Annotated in this window: 15 protein-coding genes; 9 read left to right on the top strand and 6 right to left on the bottom strand. The window is 56.9% G+C overall.

The features are described 5' to 3' along the window. The first annotated feature begins 89 nt into the window (after positions 1-89). Positions 90-1,127: a glycoside hydrolase family 18 protein gene (locus GCU45_RS10040; RefSeq protein WP_152398820.1), complete on the top strand. Its 1,038-nt coding sequence runs from the start codon at positions 90-92 to the stop codon at positions 1,125-1,127. A gap of 305 nt (positions 1,128-1,432) precedes the next feature. Further along, positions 1,433-2,242: an AAC(3) family N-acetyltransferase gene (locus tag GCU45_RS10035; protein WP_152398819.1), complete on the top strand. Its 810-nt coding sequence runs from the start codon at positions 1,433-1,435 to the stop codon at positions 2,240-2,242. Positions 2,243-2,531: 289 nt separating this feature from the next. Here the strand turns inward: GCU45_RS10035 and GCU45_RS10030 are convergent, their stop codons facing one another. Beyond that, the gene (locus tag GCU45_RS10030) at positions 2,532-3,161 is read right to left on the bottom strand and encodes an NAD(P)H-dependent oxidoreductase (RefSeq protein ID WP_152398818.1); all 630 of its coding nucleotides are present in this window, start codon (positions 3,159-3,161) and stop codon (positions 2,532-2,534) included. Between the two features lie 133 nt (positions 3,162-3,294). Here GCU45_RS10030 and GCU45_RS10025 point away from each other — a divergent pair, with 133 nt between their 5' ends. After that, entirely contained in the window at positions 3,295-3,654 is a 360-nt protein-coding gene (locus GCU45_RS10025; protein ID WP_076173545.1) for a winged helix-turn-helix transcriptional regulator, read from the top strand. Between the two features lie 171 nt (positions 3,655-3,825). Here the strand turns inward: GCU45_RS10025 and GCU45_RS10020 are convergent, their stop codons facing one another. After that, complete coding sequence (locus GCU45_RS10020) at positions 3,826-5,052, bottom strand: SUMF1/EgtB/PvdO family nonheme iron enzyme (RefSeq protein ID WP_152398817.1); 1,227 nt, start codon at positions 5,050-5,052, stop codon at positions 3,826-3,828. Positions 5,053-5,320: 268 nt separating this feature from the next. Then, positions 5,321-6,547: an ROK family protein gene (locus GCU45_RS10015; protein WP_152398816.1), complete on the bottom strand. Its 1,227-nt coding sequence runs from the start codon at positions 6,545-6,547 to the stop codon at positions 5,321-5,323. Between the two features lie 406 nt (positions 6,548-6,953). On the opposite strand from GCU45_RS10015, the gene GCU45_RS10010 reads away from it, so the two are divergent. Both GCU45_RS10010 and GCU45_RS10005 read left to right on the top strand, forming a co-directional pair. After that, positions 6,954-8,447, top strand: coding sequence for an arylsulfatase (locus GCU45_RS10010; protein ID WP_152398815.1), 1,494 nt, complete (start codon positions 6,954-6,956; stop codon positions 8,445-8,447). Between the two features lie 140 nt (positions 8,448-8,587). Continuing rightward, positions 8,588-11,611 carry a glycoside hydrolase family 2 TIM barrel-domain containing protein gene (locus GCU45_RS10005; protein WP_152398814.1) on the top strand — a complete coding sequence of 1,008 codons (3,024 nt, stop codon included), beginning with the start codon at positions 8,588-8,590 and terminating at the stop codon, positions 11,609-11,611. A gap of 63 nt (positions 11,612-11,674) precedes the next feature. Here the strand turns inward: GCU45_RS10005 and GCU45_RS10000 are convergent, their stop codons facing one another. Next, positions 11,675-12,013 carry a TFIIB-type zinc ribbon-containing protein gene (locus GCU45_RS10000; protein WP_076173548.1) on the bottom strand — a complete coding sequence of 113 codons (339 nt, stop codon included), beginning with the start codon at positions 12,011-12,013 and terminating at the stop codon, positions 11,675-11,677. A 185-nt stretch (positions 12,014-12,198) separates the two neighbouring features. Between GCU45_RS10000 and GCU45_RS09995 the strand changes: the two genes are divergently transcribed. Next, entirely contained in the window at positions 12,199-13,062 is an 864-nt protein-coding gene (locus GCU45_RS09995; protein ID WP_152398813.1) for a VOC family protein, read from the top strand. Positions 13,063-13,095: 33 nt separating this feature from the next. Here the strand turns inward: GCU45_RS09995 and GCU45_RS09990 are convergent, their stop codons facing one another. Together GCU45_RS09990 and GCU45_RS09985 are read right to left on the bottom strand one after the other, a co-directional pair. Next, the gene (locus GCU45_RS09990) at positions 13,096-13,680 is read right to left on the bottom strand and encodes a TetR/AcrR family transcriptional regulator (protein ID WP_152398812.1); all 585 of its coding nucleotides are present in this window, start codon (positions 13,678-13,680) and stop codon (positions 13,096-13,098) included. A 121-nt stretch (positions 13,681-13,801) separates the two neighbouring features. Then, entirely contained in the window at positions 13,802-14,701 is a 900-nt protein-coding gene (locus tag GCU45_RS09985; RefSeq protein WP_152398811.1) for a 3-hydroxyacyl-CoA dehydrogenase, read from the bottom strand. 386 nt (positions 14,702-15,087) lie between these two features. Between GCU45_RS09985 and araA the strand changes: the two genes are divergently transcribed. The 3 genes from araA (at position 15,088) to araD (ending at position 18,585) form a co-directional block, all read left to right on the top strand. Next, complete coding sequence (gene araA, locus GCU45_RS09980) at positions 15,088-16,581, top strand: L-arabinose isomerase (RefSeq protein ID WP_208837112.1); 1,494 nt, start codon at positions 15,088-15,090, stop codon at positions 16,579-16,581. A 125-nt stretch (positions 16,582-16,706) separates the two neighbouring features. After that, positions 16,707-17,807, top strand: a complete 1,101-nt coding sequence (locus tag GCU45_RS09975) for a GntR family transcriptional regulator (protein ID WP_208837140.1) — start codon at positions 16,707-16,709, stop codon at positions 17,805-17,807. Between the two features lie 82 nt (positions 17,808-17,889). After that, entirely contained in the window at positions 17,890-18,585 is a 696-nt protein-coding gene (araD, locus tag GCU45_RS09970; protein WP_105444971.1) for an L-ribulose-5-phosphate 4-epimerase, read from the top strand. Positions 18,586-18,624 lie beyond the last annotated feature (39 nt).

Raw genomic sequence — 18,624 nt, 5'->3', positions numbered from 1 at the left:
CAAGCCGATCCAACAGAACAACCTAACATAACAACTCAACCGGGATCGAGATTCTGGTACAACCCAATAAGAAACGGAGTGTCTTAAGTATGTCGAAAAAATATATTGTGGCGGGTTACGCCGTGGACGCCGTGCTGCCGGAGATGACGCCGGAGGACCTGTCCAGGCTGACCCATCTGAACGTGGCGTTCGGCCATGTCCGGGATGACGAAATTACGACGGAGCATTTGAAGAACGGCGAGGCCATCCGGTCCATCAAGCGGGAGCATCCCGAGCTGACGCTGCTGCTGTCGGTCGGCGGCTGGAGCGCGGGCGGCTTCTCCGAAGCGGCCGCAACCGAAGAAGGAAGAGCCCGCATGGCTGCATCGGCCGTACGGGTGCTGAACGAGTACCCGTTTGACGGGATCGACCTGGATTGGGAGTATCCGTGCTACGGTGAGGCGGACATCGCCGCCAGTCCGGATGACAAGCACAACTTTACGCTGCTGCTGGCGGCGATTCGGGAAGCGCTCGACGCCAAAGGCGCCGCGGAAGGCCGCCACTATCTGCTGACGATTGCGGCGGGGGCGGACCAATATTACGTGGACGGCACGGAGATGGATCAGGTGCAGAAGTACCTCGATTTCGTACAGCTGATGACCTACGACATGCGGGGCGGCTTCCAGGTGCTGACAGGCCATCATACGAACCTGTACACCGGAACGGGTGACTTGTTCCGCATCAGCACGGACGCTTCCGTGAACATCTTTGTCCGGGCAGGCGTGCCGCGGGAAAAAATCGTGATCGGAGCGGCGTTCTACTCCCGCATCTGGAACGAGGTCCCGGACCGCAACCGCGGACTGTACCAAATGGCGGGCACGACGGGCGGGTACGGCCCATCCTTTACGGAGCTGGCTGCCGATTACATCGATAAAAACGGCTATACGCGCTACTGGGATGAGGAAGCCCGCGCGCCGTTCCTGTTTAACGGGTCGAGTCTGATCTCCTACGATGACGAGGAATCCATCCGGCATAAATGCGAGTATGTGAAGGAGCAGGGACTGGCCGGCATCATGTTCTGGGAATACGGCTGCGACCGGACGCACCGCCTGCTGGGCGCGATGCACGAAGGGCTGGGCGCCAAGTAAAGGGAAGGTCCTAGCCGAAATTAGCCAAAACGAGCCGAATGAAAGTACCACGATTTGAACGGACGATGCTTCAAAACCACCGGTTTGTCTAACGCATCGAATTTCATGCATCCTTTCCTTGATCCAGGGGAAGGATGCATTTTTCTTTATCCAACGCCGGGTTCGTACAGGCATGCTTTCCATAGGGCTCGTTTCATACCCGTTTACTTGGCACGGTCGCTTGCATGGAGGGGTCCCAATGTTCAACTGATACTTGATCGAAGCCGCCCCAATTTGCCACAATGGAACAAAGGAGGTGGATTGACATGGGAGAAAGAAAAGTCATTGACGCTTCGGCGAAGCTGAACACGGTGGAGTCGATCCGGGCGGATCTCGGCCGTCTCGGCGTCCGGGAGGGTGACACCCTGCTGGTGCATTCCTCGCTATCCAAAATCGGCTGGGTGTGCGGCGATGCGGAAGCCGTCATTCTGGCGCTGCAGCAGGCGCTCGGCAGTGCCGGGACGCTGGTGATGCCGGCCCACAGCAGCCAGAATTCCGATCCTGCGGAATGGGCCAATCCGCCCGTACCATCCGCATGGCTAGAGGAAATTTACGCGCATATGCCGGCGTTTGACCCGGATTACACGGCGACCCGGGCGATGGGGAGAATCGCGGAGCAGTTCCGCTCGCTGCCGGGAACCCTCCGCTCGTACCATCCGCAGGTGTCGTTTGCAGCCAGGGGTCCGCATGCGGCAGAAATTACAGGTGTACACGCGCTGACGCCGCAGTTCGGCCAGGATTCGCCGCTGGGGGCCCTGTACCGGCTGGATGCCAAGGTGCTGCTGCTTGGGGTCGGATACGATTCATGCACGACCTTTCATATGGCGGAGACGCAGATCGAGGAAATGCCGCGGAAAAGAATGGGGGCCGCCATTCTGGAGGACGGCGCGAGAACGTGGAAATGGTTCGAAGACAATGCCTACGATTCCGACGACTTTGACCGGCTCGGGCAGGATTTTGAAGAGCAGGGGCATGCCGATGTCGGTAAGGTAGGCATGGCGGAATGCCGGCTGCTGCCCGTCAGGGCGGCCGTGGATTATGCGGCTTCATGGTTAAAAAAGCACCGCTTCGCATAAGAAGCGGTGCTTTCTGCCTGTTGAGAAACTTCAACGGGCTTTTTTAGAGATCAGAAAGTATAAGTTTCGGAGCTTCTGCTTCCTGATCTCGCAAGAAAAACTTCCTCTAGACGCGGTCTGTCTTCTTTGAAAGTACGTCGATAGACGTTTTTCTTATCATTCAGGAAATGATGCGGCTTGATTTCCTAGGGAGGCTGGAGGTTCCCCTGATCAAAAGTCCAAGATGGGGTCCACTTCCGGGGGATTCATTCTTGCGGATTTCAGTTCGAGAACGATGGCGCCCCTCAAGTTAGAAACGTTTGGCAGCTTCCTTAGCCTGTGCAATCGCTTTTTCTTTTATAAAAGGAGCCCGCTCTGATACCGCCGTTCCTTCAACAAAAATAGCCTCAGTTTCAATCCCATAGAACTGCAAAATCGTCTTCATATAGCTGTATCCCATTTCTATTGGAGCTAAAGGGCCTTCCGAATAAACGGAACCGCTGGCTTGAATGTGCAAGGCTTTCCTGCCGGGCAGCAGACCTACAGGACCCTTTTCGGTATACTTGAAAGTTTTGCCCGGAATGGAGGTCGCATCCGTGTATGCTTTCAAAACCGGCGGAACCGTAAAATTCCACATCGGGGACACAAAAACGTACTTATCGGCTGCCATAAATTGATTAAGAATTTCCTCAAGACGAGCCACTTTTGATTTTTCAGCTTCGGACAGATGATCCAAAGACGAACCCGACCGAAGCTTTCCCCACCCCCTTAAAACATCAGCATCGATTTGCGGAATATTTTCTTTATACAGATCCAAATGAACAACTTCATCGGTTGGATTTGATTCACGGTACGCTCCAATAAATTGTTTGCCCACCGCAAGGCTATAAGATTCCTCCGGATTAAGGGGATGTGCAGTGATGTACAGTACAGTTGCCATGCTTCAAACTTCCCTTCTGTAATGATATTAAGAACACTTACAATGCTGATCATATAATACCAACTCACTTATGGTAAGTAGGCACAATAATGTGGTATAGTAACAAAAAAGGTACCGTAACGGAGGTGGGCCTATGCAAAAGAACCCTGCCCAATGTCAATTCGTCGTTGCGCTGGATTCGATCGTCGGCAAATGGAAGCCGATTATCCTTTATCATTTGCTTCAAGGCAAGCCTTTGCGGTTCAATGAGCTCAGAAGATTGCTGCCCGATATCACGCAGAGGATGCTTACGCTCCATCTGCGCGAATTGGAGGAAGAGGAGATCGTTAAACGAGTCGTATATCCGCAGGTCCCGCCGAAAGTGGAATACTCCATCACGGAATACGGCAAGAGCCTGTCGCCGATTTTGGAATCCCTGCATCAATGGGGAGTAGCCCATGTCAAACGAAAACAGCTCAAAATGAATAATCAAGAACAAACAGAAACGGACTAGCATAATAAACGCTAGTCCGTTTCATTCTGTTTCGAAACACATCATACAACGAGCGGTGATTGCGAAGCGTGTCTGGGATCGCGGCCTGGCGTCAGCTCGAAGGAAGCCAAATAAGCTAACGCCAAAAAGGCACCGCTTTGCATGAGGAGCGGTGCCTTTTTGGGCTTGTCGTCACAGATCCGCTGCCACACGGAAACCGATGTTGCCTGTAGAGCTGTCCGGCGTGTTGCCGCTGCGCGCAGCGACGCGGTACCGATTGCAGTAGGATTGATGGCATAAGTACGATCCGCCCTTCATGAGGCGGGCGTTTCCCTGGGCTGGCCCTTCCGGCCGGTCCGAAGAGCCGCGCTGTGCCGGGTCGGACGTAAACCAGTCGCCGCACCATTCCCATACGTTGCCCGACATGTTGTACAGCCCGTATCCGTTCGGAAGATAGGCGTCAACGGGGGCGGTGCCGAGGTAGCCGTCGCTGGCATGGTTTTTGGTAGGGAATACACCTTGCCAAATGTTGCAGCGGTGTTCGCCGCCGGGGCGCAGCACGTCGCCCCAAGGGTAACGCTTGCGCTCCAGGCCGCCGCGGGCCGCGGCTTCCCACTCCACTTCGGTGGGCAGCCGGACGCCGGCCCAGGCGCAGTAAGCGGCAGCGTCATTCCAGGAGACGTGGACCACGGGATGGTCCATCCGGTCACCAATGCCGCTGCCGGGGCCTTCCGGCTCCCGCCAGGTGGCGCCTTCGACGCCGAGCCACCATGGCGTCCGCTCCGGAGAGCCGACGATCTTCACCTGCTGGGGATCCGGGATCAGCAGCTGGAAAACGTACGACCAGCCGAATTTCTCGGCTTCGGTGACGTAGCCGGTCGCCTGGACGAAAGCGGCGAATTCGGCGTTCGTGACGGCATAAGGCGATACGCGGAATGCCGGGATGTGCACTGGCCGCGCAGGCCCTTCGGCATCCGAGGCGAAGCCTTCCCCGTCATCGGTGCCGAGGATATAGGTACCCTCGGGGATGATCGGCCATTGGGAGGGATCGGGCCGAGCCGAATGTTCCGCCAGGCTCGGCTCTTGCTGGGCGGCTGAGCTGTGGAGACGCTCGGCTGCAGAGCCGGTATGAGTCGGCGAAGCTTCCTTGGGATCAGCCGATGTTGCCGCCGGTGTGTCCGATTCCGTGCCGGTCTCTGCCCTGCCGGAACCTTGAAGCTGCGGAAGGCTGCTTGCGGCCCCTGTTTCCCCTTCGTGAAAATCCTTTGCTTCAGGCGCGTTTAAGTGTCGGGCGGTAGGCGTTCCGCAGGCGGGAGCCTGTAAAGCGGCTTCACGCCCGGCAGAACAGCAGCAGGAGGAGGTTTCGGCCTTTCCGGCATTTCCCGACGTTGGAACGGTGGAGGAGGTCTCTTGGGTCATTTTGGTCCTTGCTCCTTTCCTGGTAGGAGGATGTTCGTTCTTTCTTTCATGTTTGATGTCCGTTCGGTTTAACCCGTGTCCGTCCGCTTGCTGGCAATGGCTCAAGCCCGGCTGGCTTCCTAGCTGGACACGCATCCGTGTGCCCTCTGGGAGGACGGCGGCCGCAGCGGGCTCTGAGGGTATCAACAGGCTTTGAGGGCAAAGCGGCCCCGAAAAAACGAGCTATGAGGATGCGGCGGCCCCTGAAGGCTTCACGGACGCAGCCGGCTCAGCAGGTCAGTTGCTCCAGCATCAGGAGCGCCGCCCCGACGGCGATCGCTTCTTCGCCATAACTGCCTTTGCTGAAAATGACCTGATATTTCGGGTAATGATACGTTTTGCGGATGGCGGTCTGGGTCGCCGTATAGAAGAACAGGTTCGAATCCGTCATCAGCGGCCCGCCGAGAACGACCTTCTCGGGATACAAAATGTTCAGCAGGTTGGCCAGGCCGATGCCGAAGTACGTTGCCGCCTGGGTCACGACTTCCGTGACCATCGGATCCATCTGCTTCAGCGCCTGCATAATGTGGCTGAAGCGTGCCGGCTCGCCCGGCTCCAGCATCTGCTGCAGCCGGCTGCTCCGGCCGATCCGCAGCCGGGAATTCACCTCGCGTTCGATCGCATGGACCGACGCGTAGGAATCGAGGCAGCCGTGATTGCCTTTGGCGGTTCGGTAAGGGATGCCATCCGCCTGGATGATCATCTGCCCGAACGAGCCTTCCATATCGGCTGCCCCATAGATCAGCTTGCTGTCCGACATCATGGACAGCCGCAGGCCCGTGCCGCCATGCACGTACAGCATGTGGCGGAAATCCTTGCCGCGGTTCGCCCATGCTTCGGCGACGATGGCGGCATTGGCGCCGTTGTCAAGCAGCACCGGAACGTGCAGCGCCTCCTCGATCAGGCGCACGATCTCGACATGCTGCCAGCCCGGCGCGGCAAACCACTCCGGCTCCTCGATGATGCCCGCCTCGCGGTCGAGCGGGCCGACGGCGCCGATACCCATGCCGATGACTTGATCCAGCGGGATGCCGTGCGCGGCAATCCATTCCCGGGCCCGGCCGACAACCTCGCCGATGAGCCGCTCCGGCGTCATGTCGCCTGTCATGTCCCATTCCGCTGTTTCCAGCGTCTGCCCGGCTAAATCGAGCAAAATGAGGCGGGAGACGACGCGGGAGACATCCAGGCCAAACGCATAGCCGTACTCGCCCCGGACCTGGTACAGAATCGGACGCCGTCCCCCGGTCGAAGCGCCGAGGCCGCTCTCGCTAATGACGCCGATGGAGACAAGCTCGTCGAGGACGCGGGTCAGCGTACTGATCGTCAGTCCGCTTGACGCCAGCAGGTCGCCCTTGGAAATCTCCTGCTTGCGCCGGATATCATAGAACAGTTCCTTGGCTTTCGGTGAGGGAATGCGTTCTTTTACATTCCATCTCTCTTCCTTAAAATCTTGCATATCGTCGTTATCCTCACTATTCTGAACCGTTAAGGCCAGCGGCTGGTGCCCCACAATATGATCCGGCGGCAAACGCCGGAAGGGCTCTGCTGGCAATGGTTTTTCTACAATTATACGTACAGGCTGCTTCATGATTATCATACACACGGCCCCAGCAAGTGGCAACCGGACTGCATCCTCATCTGTGAGGTGTTAACCCCCATTATACCGATCTTAATTTCTTTTTGAAATAAAGTAATCAGAGTAATCCGTTTTCATCGTTTTCCCATCGGGGTAATCTGCACGAAAAAACGAATAATTTCATTTACTTTTCATCACGTGAAGGGTTTAATAAGGGGGAACAGGCATTTTCAAGGATTCTCTCAGGGCTATCGATCATATCCGCTGGATTCAAGGAGGAGAGCCGATGAATAGGAACGAAGAGCAAGGCAGGCCCAACGTGCTGTTGATTACCGTGGACCAGATGCGATTCGACTGCCTCAGCATCGCCGGCCACCCCGTCGTGGAAACGCCGAATCTGGACGAGCTTGCCCGGACCGGCGTGAGGTTCAGCCGCGCCTATTCGGCAACCCCGACCTGCGTGCCGGCGCGGGCGGCCATCTTTACGGGCCAGTCTCAGCGGACGCACGGACGCGTTGGGTATCAGGACCGGGTACCGTGGAATGATCCGGTCACGCTGCCAGGGGAGCTGGCCAAAGCGGGATACCATACGCAGTGCATCGGTAAAATGCATGTGTATCCCGCCCGAAACCTGATGGGCTTTCACAACGTGGTGCTGCATGACGGCTACCTGCATCACAACCGCAATTTTCACGGCATCCCGATGCAGGAGCATTACGATCAGGTGGACGATTACCTGCAGTGGCTCCGGGAAAGGGTGCCCGGCGCCGATCTGATCGACACGGGCCTGGACTGCAACGCATCGACCGTCGCACGTCCGTGGCATTTGGACGAAATGAAGCATCCGACAAACTGGGTCGTGACCCAGTCGATCGACTTTCTGCGCCGCAGAGACCCGGGCAAGCCGTTCTTTCTATGGATGTCCTTCGTCCGTCCGCATCCGCCGTTCGATCCGCCGCAGGCGTATCTGGACCTGTACGAAGATGCGGATATTCCGGATCCGCCGGTCGGAGACTGGGCGCAGGGGGATGACCCCGCCCTGGAAGGTTTGGCGCCGACAACGGGCAAGGGGCTCGTCCCCAAACGAAGGCTGCGCCGGGCGATGGCCGCTTATTATGCACTGATCACCCATCTGGACCACCAAATCGGCCGGTTCCTGCAGGCGCTGAACGAGTACGGAGAACTCCATAACACGGTGATCATGTTTACCTCGGATCATGGGGAGCTGCTTGGCGACCATCACTTGTTCCGGAAGGCGCTGCCCTATGAAGGAAGTGCCCACTTGCCGTTGATCGTGAACGACCCTGGCGGCCGGCTCCATCTCAAGCGGGGCACTGTGGCCGATGAGGTCGTGGAGCTGCGTGACATCATGCCGTCGCTGCTTGATGCAGCCGGGGTTCAGATCCCGGAAAGCGTGGAAGGGGACAGCATCTGGAGGCTGGCAGCGGCCAGGAACGAAGCGAATACAGCATCGCCGGTATGGCGGAGCCATCTGCATGGGGAGCATGCGTACGGTCATCAGTCTACCCAATGGGTCACGGACGGGACCGAGAAGTTCATCTGGTATCCGCAAACTGGCGAAGAGCAGTTTTTTAACCTGGCGGAAGACCCCATGGAGCTGCACAACGCCATTTCCGACGAAGCCTGCCGGGAACGGATCAATCATTGGCGTTCTATTCTCATCCGTGAGCTGGAAGGGCGGGAGGAAGGCTTTACGGACGGGGAGCGGCTTATCACCGGCCGGAAGCAGGCGGCCGTACTGTCCCATATCCGCACTTGATGCGCAGCAGCGGATTCATTGAACTAACGATATTGCATTATCGATATATAACCGTAGGACGGCTGCCTGGCTACAGGCAGCGAATACAGCTTGAACTGTTTTTGGCGATACGTTAACCGTAAATTAAGGAGATGATCCGAATGATAAAGCTTGACCGGGTTTGGGAAGACACAAGCATCCTTCATATTCACCGCGAAGAGCCGAGATCCTATTACATTCCTTATGGCGACGCCGCTTCGGCGCGTTCCGGCAAGCGCTCGAGATCCCCTTTGTTCCAAACCTTGAATGGGGCCTGGAAATTCAGGTGCCACGAAAGTGTCCAGGACGTGACGGATCCGTTTTATGAAGACGCTTTCGATGCCTCATCATGGGATGAGCTTGTCGTCCCGTCATGCTGGCAGACCGAAGGCTACGACCAGCTCCATTATACGAATGTCAATTATCCGATCCCGGTAGATCCGCCATATGTCCCGGATGCGAATCCGGCGGGGCTCTACGTCAGAGAGTTTACGGTGCGCGAAGACTGGACGGGCAAGCAGGTCTATACCATGTTCGAAGGGGTCAATTCCTGCTTCTACCTGTGGATCAACGGGCAGTTCGCCGGATACAGCCAAGGCAGCCGGATTCCGGCCGAGTTTAACGTTTCCGGACTGATCCGGCCGGGTACGAACCGCATCGCCGTCATGGTACTGAAATGGTGCGACGGCACTTATTTGGAAGACCAGGACCTCTGGCGTTTCTCCGGGATTTTCCGGGATGTATACCTTCTAGCCCGGGATGAGGCCCACGTCCGCGACGTATTTATCAAACAGGACATTTCACCGGATCACTCCTCAGCGAAGCTTCTGTGTGAGCTGGAGACGACCGGCCCCCTGGATGCGCTGGCGCTGCTGCAGGATGCGGAAGGGACGACCGTCGCCAAAGGGGCAGTGCGGGCAGACGGGCGGAGCGTCATCACGCTGGACATCGAAAATCCAGTGCTGTGGAACGCGGAACAGCCATATCTGTATGAGCTGTTTGTGCAGGACGGAAGGGAAGTGCTACGTTTTCCGGTCGGATTCCGCCGGATTGACATCGTTGACAGCGTATTCCGGATCAACGGCCAAGCTGTCAAGCTGAAGGGCGTGAACCGTCACGACTCCCACCCAGATTTGGGACAGACGGTGCCGCTGAACCACATGATCCGGGACTTGAAGCTGATGAAGCGGCATAACGTCAATACGGTCCGGACCTCCCACTATCCGAACGACCCGCGGTTTTTGGAACTGTGCGACCGGATGGGCTTCTATGTGGTCGACGAGGCTGATCTGGAGTGCCACGGGCTGGCCGTATCCGGCGATTTCCATCAGCTGACCCGAGATCCTGATTGGGAAAAGGCGTTTGTGGACCGGGCCATCCGGCTGGTGGAGCGCGACAAAAACCATCCTTCCGTCATCATCTGGTCCATGGGCAACGAATCGGGATACGGGCGCAATCATATCGCCATGGCCGAATGGACCCGCAGCCGGGATGCCAGCAGGCTTGTCCATTATGAAGGTGCCTCCCGGCGTTACCACGGCGATGCCGATACCGAGGCGCTCGACATCGAAAGCGAAATGTATCCGACGCTGGAATACGTCGAGAGCTACGGACAAAATCCGGATCACGCGAAGCCGCTGTTCCTGTGCGAATACAGCCATGCCATGGGCAACGGGCCCGGCGATCTGAAAGAGTATTGGGATTTGTTCTACGCGTACCCGAATTTAATGGGCGGCTGCGTGTGGGAATGGAATGACCACGGTATCCGCACCAAGACGCCTGACGGACGCGAATATTTCGGATACGGCGGGGACTTCGGGGACCATCCGAACGACGGCAACTTCTGTATCGACGGCCTCGTGTCGCCGGACCGGGTTCCGCATGCCGGACTGCTGGAGCTCAAGCAGGTCATTGCGCCGGTTCGCATGGAAGCCGAGGATTTGTCCCGCGGCACGCTGATCATTACGAATCTTTACGATTTTTCGGACCTGTCGCATCTGACCTTCGACTGGAAGCTGGAGCGCTGCGGAGAAATCGTGGAGCAGGGAAGCCTCGGGACGATCCAGGCGGGTCCGCAGGAGAGCGTGACGGTCATCATTCCGTTCCAAAAAGCTTTTCCAGACGGCCGCTGCTTCCTGACGCTCACCGCCTCGCTCTGTGAATCCACGGAATGGGCCGACCGTGGGGAGGAAATCGCGTTCGCCCAGTTTGAGATGGCGGCGGAGGATTCTGCAGTCCAGCCGGAGCAAGGGTGGCTGACGGCTCTGCGCGCACGTCCCGTGCATGTCGCGGAGGACGGCGCGCAGCTGATCGTGACGGGGATGGATTTCCGCCACGTGTTCGACCGGAACCTGGGAACCTTCGTCCGCATCTCGAAGCAGGGGGTGGATATGCTCGCAGCGCCGCTATCCTTTAGCATCTGGCGGGCGCCGACGGACAATGACCGCAACGTCCAGCGTCAATGGAAAGATGCGGGTTATCACCGGGCAGGCACGAAAGTATACCAGGTCCGGGTCAGCGAGCCGCAAGACGATGCGATCGAGCTGACCGTGAATTTTTCGCTCGGCGGCTACATGAAGCATCCTGTCCTTCATGGACAGGCCGTATGGCGGGTGGACGGTTCCGGAGAGATCGCGCTGGCCACGAGCGTCAAACTTCGGGAGGGGCTACCGTTTCTGCCCCGCTTCGGGCTGAAGGCCGTCATGCCGGCCGGCACCGAGGAGGTTGAGTATTTCGGTCTGGGTCCGCATGCGAGCTATGTCGACAAGCGCCAAAGCGTACGGGTCGGCAAATACCTTCTCCGCGTCGACGACATGTTCGAGCCGTACATTATGCCGCAGGAGAACGGCTCCCGCTACGGGACGGAGTGGGCGACGGTGACCAGCGAACGGGGCATGGGGCTTGCTTTCCACGGAAATGCGCCGTTTTCGTTTAACGCCTCCCATTACTCACCGGAAGACCTGGAGGAAGCCGCCCACCTGCACCAGCTGGTCAAGCGGAAGGAGACGATCGTTCATCTTGACTACAAAATGAGCGGCGTCGGTTCCAATTCCTGCGGTCCAGAGCTGCTGGAGAAGTACCGGCTCGATGAGCGGGAATTCAAGTTTTCCATCCGGCTTCGTCCAGTTTTCAAAGAAGACGAATAAGAGGCAGAACATAACGAAAGCCCCGGCTCCGATACGGAGCCAGGGGTTTTTGCTGTGCGGGTGTTAATCGAACAAGTCCCCGAACACGTCGAGCACGCTTTTTTTCTTTTTCTTATGATGCGGGTAAGAGGAATGGCCATGCTTGTCATATTTGTCATAGGACTGCTGCTGCGGTGGATAGGGCTGGCCTGAAGGGTAGCTGTCCCTTGGCCTCTGGTTTCGGTCAGCATCTCCGTAATACCATTCATTATAGTCTCCGCGGACTTCACGCACGTCGGACATCAGCTTGTCCAACTCTCCGCGGTCCAGCCACACGCCTTTGCATGTCGGGCAAATGTCGATCAGAATCCCGTCTTTCTCCACTTCCTTCATGCGGGAGTCTTCACATATCGGACACTTCATCTCGATTCCTCCTTGTCATGCCATATTTCTAATGTATACGGATAGGGAGCCGGATGGTTTCTTCTAAAATGTTCAACTACCGGTCTTCCGATCCTCGCTGCAAAGCTTCTGCTTGACAAAAACTCATTATAAAAATATACTTACTTACAAAAAGTAATTAAATAAAAAGTTAGGGGAGTGCCGACATGCATCCTGAAATGAAGCTTGGACCGGTTAAAATCAAGATCAGCCGGATGGACCGTTCCATCGCCTTTTATACAGAAATTATCGGACTGGAAGTGTTGAAAAGAGAGGGGAGTACGGCGGAGCTGGGACCAAGGGGATCCGCAAGCCCGATTCTGATCCTCGAGGAGCTGGAGGACGCCGTCATCGTGCCGGAGCGTTCGCATGCGGGACTGTACCATTTTGCGATCCTGCTGCCGAGCCGGGAACATCTCGGAACGGTCGTCCGCCATTTCATCCAGACCGACACGCCGTTTGGCCAAGGGGACCACGCGGTCAGTGAAGCGATCTATTTAAGCGATCCGGATCAGAACGGGATCGAGGTCTATGCAGACCGTCCAAGAGATACGTGGCGCAAGGAGCCGAACGGGAATTACATTATGGTCACCGAAGCGGTGGACATTCGCGGCCTGCTGGAGCAGTCGGCCGGGCTGGAATGGCAGGGGCTGCCTGTGGGCACGGTGATCGGGCATGTTCACTTCCATGTCGGAAGCCTGCCCGAAGCGAAGCGTTTCTACTGCGATATACTGGGGTTTGACGTGGTCGGCGATTATGCGCGGATGCGTGCACTGTTCATCTCGGCCGGAGGTTACCATCACCATGTCGGCCTGAATATTTGGGCCGGCGTCGGAGCGCCGCCGGTACCGGCCAATGGCACCGGCATCGATTATATGACGATCGTGCTGCCGGGGGCGCGTGAGGTGGAGGAGCTCGTCCAGCGGGTCCGTGAAGCGGGAATGGCTGCGGAAGAGCAGGAAGAAGGCGCCTTTCTCGTCAGGGATCCCTGGAATATAGGGGTGCGGCTGACTTCGGCCGGTCGCGGCTGAGCACATTTTAAATAACCGCTTTTTAATAAAAAGTCATGGCCTGCCGATCAAACCGTATTTCATAAACCGGGTCATTTCGCTCCGGAACTCGGAAAGGTTCTGCAGCAGTGCGCCATGATTCATTTGGTCATGCTGGAGAATGGAGCAAATGCCAGCCGTCAGACCCAGCTCCAGAGTGAAAATTTCTTGGATCCCGTTCATGCTCCCTTCCTCGATCCGACGCTTGATCTCTTTGATTTCGGCGCTTTGCCGGTACAAGGATTGGTCAAAGTATTGGGAAAGCTCGGGGTAACGCGAGGACTCGGCAAAAAGAATGCTGTACTGCTCATGGTTGCGCTCGATCATCGTGATCCGTTTATTCACATAACGCTCGATCAGCTCTTCGTTCGTGCTCTGGCTCAAATCTGTGTGCGCCGTAGTTTCTTCATCGGGCTCGGCCGTAACAACGCACGCTTTGAGCAGCTCCATTTTACTGTTGAAATATTTATACATGGCCGCTTCGGAAATGCCGCAGGCTTTGGCGATTTCACTCGTCTTCGTGGCGTCATAGCCGGATGTAGAGAAAAGCGTTCTTGCCTGCTGGATGATCCGCTGCTTGGTCTGTTCGCCTTTGTTCATATCGATCTCCTTCAGTTTCGTGAAAAGGGTGTCCGTGTATATAAAATTATAATAGAAGTGACAAAGAAGACCAGCATGTAAGCTGGTCTTTTTGTATGCCTGTTTAGACGATTATATCAGGTTAACTTTTTAAAAATCCAGGCTCTGCAAAGCTCGGATTCGGATATTTGTAGAAGCCCTCGCCGGCGGCGCGGCCAATCTTGCCTTTATCGAGGTATTCGGATTTCAGGAGATTCGCGATCTTTTCGAATTCCGGGTCGCCGGTCGCCTTGGCTTTGGCCAGGCCGATATTGTAGGCGGTGTTGATGCCCACCACGTCCAGAATGGCGAACGGTCCCATCGGAGCGCCGGTTGCCACCATCCATGTTTTGTCGATCGTTTCCGGGTCGGCCACTTCTTTGACCAGCAGCAGCTGAGCGGCTTCCAGCAGCGGGACCAGCAGGGAGTTCAGGATGTAGCCGGGCTGCTCCTTATGCAGCGGCAGGGCCACCATGCCGATCGCTTTGGCGAATTCGATGACGTCGTTGAACACGGTCGTGTCCGTGCCGGGATGCTTCATGATTTCGCCGGTGTTGTTTTTCCAGATTTCATTGGCAAAATGGAGCGCCAAAAACTTCTCCGGCCGCCCGGTTGCTTCGGCGAACTGGCTCGGCAGCAGGGTGGAAGAGTTCGTGGCAAATACGGTCCGTTCCGGGGCCACCTTGCTCAGCTCATGGTAAAAATCGGTTTTGATCTGCACCACTTCGGGGATCGCTTCGATCACCAGATCGGCCTGTGCAACCGCTTGGGCCAGGTCGCTGTTGAAGGAGAGCCGGCTAAAAGCCGCGGCAAGTTCTTCCTCCGAGGCGCCAAGATCGCTCTGATAATGGGGCATCAGATCGTGGATCCGGCTTTTGGCCCGTTCCAGTGCCTCATCGTTAATGTCGTATACGGTGACTTCAAAGCCCTTGAAGGCGGTCTGAAAAGCAATTTGGCTGCCCAGCACGCCGCTGCCGGCAACCGTAATATGTTTGAAATTCATGATGCATTGCTCCTTTTCTTAGATGTGGTTATTGTCGTCTTCGGGTTATCCATTCATACGCAAAGCCCAAGGTGGGGAAGGCCTGCGTGGATTGCCGCCAGGTTCGCCCGCCAGCCGATAAGAGATATCCCAGCAGCAAAAAATTCAAAAGTAAGTACTTACTAACTTATTTTCAAACCGATTATGCTCCTTTTTTCCTACCAAGTCAACAGCACAAATCAGGCAAAATTGTTCTTGCCTTTTTCACATGGCAGGGATACAATGTACCCATACAACTTGTACGTACATGTTCTGATAAACTGTGCATTACTATATATAAGTATGTACAAGTAAAAATATCAGTTTACGCACAGCAAGTGGACGAAACCGAAACATGGGAGGCTATAATGATGAAATTGAAACCGCATTCATTTTGGTTTGTAACCGGCAGCCAGCACTTATACGGACCCGAAACGCTGGAACAGGTAGCCGATCATTCCCGGATCATCGCGGAGCAGCTCGGGCAGGATACCGCTGCGATTCCGTATCCGGTCGTTTTTAAACCGATCGTGAAGACGTCCGACGAGATTTACCAGCTGATCGTTGAGGCGAACAGTGACGAATCCTGCGCCGGCATTATCACGTGGATGCATACGTTCTCCCCGGCGAAAATGTGGATCCGCGGCCTGACGCAGCTCCAGAAGCCGCTGCTTCATCTGCATACACAGTTTAACCGCGACATCCCTTGGGAAACGATCGACATGGACTTTATGAACCTTAACCAGGCTGCCCATGGCGACCGCGAGTACGGTCATATTGGAGCCAGACTTGGCATCGCCCGCAAGGTGGTCGTCGGCCACTGGGAAGACGGAGACGTGCGCCGCAGTATCGGCGGGTGGATGCGCACGGCGGCAGCCTTCGCGGAGAGCCGCAGCCTGAAGGTAGCGCGCTTTGGCGACAACATGCGCGAAGTAGCCGTTACGGAAGGCGACAAGGTTGAAGCGCAAATTCAGTTCGGCTGGTCGGTCAACGGCTACGGCGTCGGTGATTTGGTCCAGGTGCTGAACGAAGTGCAGGACAGCGAAGTAGAGACGCTCCTGAAAGAGTATGCAGAGCAGTACAGCATTACACAGGCGGGCTTGTCTGCCGGTCCGGTGCGCGACGCCATCGCTTATCAGGCGCGGATCGAAATCGCCATGCGCCGCTTCCTGGAGGAAGGCGGATTCGGGGCCTTCACGACGACGTTCGAAGATCTTCACGGACTCCGGCAGCTTCCGGGTCTTGCCGTGCAGCGGCTGATGGAATCCGGTTACGGCTTCGGCGGCGAAGGCGACTGGAAGACGGCTGCATTGACCCGCGTCCTTAAGGTTCTTGCAAACAACAAGAGCACCTCGTTCATGGAGGATTACACGTACCATTTCGAGCCGGGCAACCATATGATTCTCGGAGCGCACATGCTCGAGGTATGTCCGACGATCGCGGCCACGAAGCCGACGATTGAAGTGCATCCGCTCGGCATCGGCGGAAAAGAGGATCCGGCCCGCATCGTGTTCGACGGCCAGGACGGTCCGGCGGTCAACGCTTCCCTCGTCGACCTTGGACACCGCTTCCGCCTTCTTGTGAACGTCGTGGACGGCGTGAAGGTCGACAAGCCGATGCCGAAGCTTCCGGTGGCCCGCGTGTTGTGGAAGCCGCAGCCGTCGCTCCGCGAATCGGCTGAAGCCTGGATCCTGGCCGGCGGCGCGCATCATACGGTGTTGTCTTATGCTATGACGGCCGAGAACCTGACGGACTTCGCCGAAATGGCCGGCATCGAAGCCGTGGTCATCGATAAAGATACGTCCGTGCAGCGCCTGAAGAACGAGCTCCGCTGGAGCGAGGCGGCTTACCGCTTGAGATAACCGGACCGATGTCTGTGTTCACCCGGCCTTGTGTTACAATACTCAAAGAGAACGAAGCCTTCCGGGATGAATCGGCAGATCCAGCCCGCAAGGCCGAAATACAGAGCATGCCGCTGAGGTGAATGATGAATAACAGACGGATTCCCAAATATATTCTACTGAAGAACGAGCTGCTGTCCTGGTTTGAATCGGGCAAGCTGAAGCCCGGGCAGCAGGTTCCTTCTGAAAATGAAATTGCCGAACAGTTCGGCCTGAGCCGCCAGACGGTGCGCCAGACGTTCAGTGAGCTGGAGAAGGAAGGCTGGCTTGAACGGATCCAGGGCAAAGGCACCTTCGCCCGGTTTCCGGGACGCCGCGAGAGCGAGCTGGTCAAGACGATCGGCATTATGACGACTTATATATCGGATTACATCTTCCCGCATATCGTACGGGGTGCGGAAGCCGAGCTGCGGAGCAGAGGCTACCGGCTGCTGCTGTCCAGCACCGACAATAACAAGGACAAGGAAATGGAGAGCCTGAAGCTGATGACCAGCCAGCCGCTTAGCGGACTGATCATCGAACCGACGAAGAGCGCGGAGGGCAATCCGAACCTTGGCTATTATTTGGAGCTGCAGGAGAAGGGCATTCCTTACCTGATGATCAACGAGAAGTACCGGGAGCTCGAGTGCCCGCTGCTTCGGGTCGACGATGAGCTGGGCGGCTACAAGGCAGCCGACCATCTGCTGGCGAACGGGCATAGCCGGATCGCCGGATTCTTCAAGCGGGACGACCTGCAGGGCGTCAACCGGTTGAAGGGCTTTCTGGCCGCCCACAAAGCGCGCGGCGTGGCCGTAGCTCCGAAGCGGGTCGTCACGTATACGACCGAGCAGAAGAACGACCTGCCGTTCCGGCAGGCGCTGCAGCTGCTGAGCGGAGCGGCGGAGGAACGCCCGACCGCATTCGTCTGCTACAACGACGAGCTGGCGGTCAGCCTGATGGGGGCCGCGCTGCAGCTCGGACTCCGAGTGCCGGAGGACGTGTCGTTCGTCGGCTTCGACGACTCGATGCTGGCCTCGGCTTCCGGAACGAAGCTGACGACGCTGACCCATCCCAAGACGGCCATGGGCCGGGATGCGGCCAGCCAGCTGATCGCGATGATCGAAGAGGGATTGGCTCCCGGAGATACCCTGTACGAACCCGAGCTGGTGGAGCGGGACTCGGTTGTAAACCTGAACGTTAACGTGTAAAAAGGCAGATGAAAGTCCGGTTATACGGACTTTCATCATACAACTTGTACGTACAACTATAGTGGGAGAGGAAGTGTCTGCAATGCTGGAAGCACTGAAACAGCAGGTGCTGGAAGCGAATTTGGACCTGCCCAAACACGGGCTCGTCACGTTTACCTGGGGAAATGTCAGCGGCATCGACCGCGAGAGCGGGCTGTTCGTCATTAAGCCGAGCGGGGTGCCTTACGAAGAACTGAAGGCGGAGGACATGGTCGTCGTTGACCTGGAGGGCCGGGTGGTTGAAGGGAATTTGCGCCCGTCGTCCGATACGCCGACGCATATGGTGCTGTACCGCTCCTTCCCGGAAATCGGCGGCGTAGTGCATACCCACTCCCCGTGGGGCACAAGCTGGGCCCAGGCCGGGCGGGCGCTGCCTGCTTGCGGGACGACGCATGCCGACTATTTCTACGGTGAGATTCCGGTCACCAGACCGATGACGAAGGTGGAGATTGAAGGCGCTTACGAGCTGGAGACCGGCAACGTCATCGTGGAACGTTTCCACGAGCTGGGATTGGACCCGCTGGAGGTGCCGGGGATTCTCGTGCATGCGCATGCCCCGTTCGTCTGGGGCAAGGATGCGCATAATGCGGTGCACAATGCGGTGGTGCTCGAGGAAGTGGCCAAGATTACGGCCCGGATGCTTCAGCTGAACCCGGAGACGCCGCCGATGGACCAGAGCCTGCTGGACCGCCACTTTTTGCGGAAGCATGGAGTTAACGCCTACTACGGGCAGAAGTGATACAGCACTTATAAATTTTGAAAACGCGGAGGAATCCAA

Source organism: Paenibacillus cellulositrophicus (assembly GCF_009363095.1).
Lineage (GTDB): Bacteria > Bacillota > Bacilli > Paenibacillales > Paenibacillaceae > Paenibacillus_AQ > Paenibacillus_AQ favisporus.
The sequence above is the reverse complement of the archived record's forward strand: the minus strand, read 5'-3'. Positions and strand labels throughout refer to the sequence as shown.

Bases quoted from the DNA above. Each gene is read 5' to 3' on its own strand.
- GCU45_RS10040 (WP_152398820.1), top strand. From the start codon at position 90: ATGTCGAAAAAATATATTGTGGCGGGTTACGCCGTGGACGCCGTGCTG.
- GCU45_RS10035 (WP_152398819.1), top strand. From the start codon at position 1,433: ATGGGAGAAAGAAAAGTCATTGACGCTTCGGCGAAGCTGAACACGGTG.
- GCU45_RS10030 (WP_152398818.1), bottom strand. From the start codon at position 3,161: ATGGCAACTGTACTGTACATCACTGCACATCCCCTTAATCCGGAGGAA.
- GCU45_RS10025 (WP_076173545.1), top strand. From the start codon at position 3,295: ATGCAAAAGAACCCTGCCCAATGTCAATTCGTCGTTGCGCTGGATTCG.
- GCU45_RS10020 (WP_152398817.1), bottom strand. From the start codon at position 5,052: ATGACCCAAGAGACCTCCTCCACCGTTCCAACGTCGGGAAATGCCGGA.
- GCU45_RS10015 (WP_152398816.1), bottom strand. From the start codon at position 6,547: ATGCAAGATTTTAAGGAAGAGAGATGGAATGTAAAAGAACGCATTCCC.
- GCU45_RS10010 (WP_152398815.1), top strand. From the start codon at position 6,954: ATGAATAGGAACGAAGAGCAAGGCAGGCCCAACGTGCTGTTGATTACC.
- GCU45_RS10005 (WP_152398814.1), top strand. From the start codon at position 8,588: ATGATAAAGCTTGACCGGGTTTGGGAAGACACAAGCATCCTTCATATT.
- GCU45_RS10000 (WP_076173548.1), bottom strand. From the start codon at position 12,013: ATGAAGTGTCCGATATGTGAAGACTCCCGCATGAAGGAAGTGGAGAAA.
- GCU45_RS09995 (WP_152398813.1), top strand. From the start codon at position 12,199: ATGCATCCTGAAATGAAGCTTGGACCGGTTAAAATCAAGATCAGCCGG.
- GCU45_RS09990 (WP_152398812.1), bottom strand. From the start codon at position 13,680: ATGAACAAAGGCGAACAGACCAAGCAGCGGATCATCCAGCAGGCAAGA.
- GCU45_RS09985 (WP_152398811.1), bottom strand. From the start codon at position 14,701: ATGAATTTCAAACATATTACGGTTGCCGGCAGCGGCGTGCTGGGCAGC.
- araA (WP_208837112.1), top strand. From the start codon at position 15,088: ATGATGAAATTGAAACCGCATTCATTTTGGTTTGTAACCGGCAGCCAG.
- GCU45_RS09975 (WP_208837140.1), top strand. From the start codon at position 16,707: ATGAATAACAGACGGATTCCCAAATATATTCTACTGAAGAACGAGCTG.
- araD (WP_105444971.1), top strand. From the start codon at position 17,890: ATGCTGGAAGCACTGAAACAGCAGGTGCTGGAAGCGAATTTGGACCTG.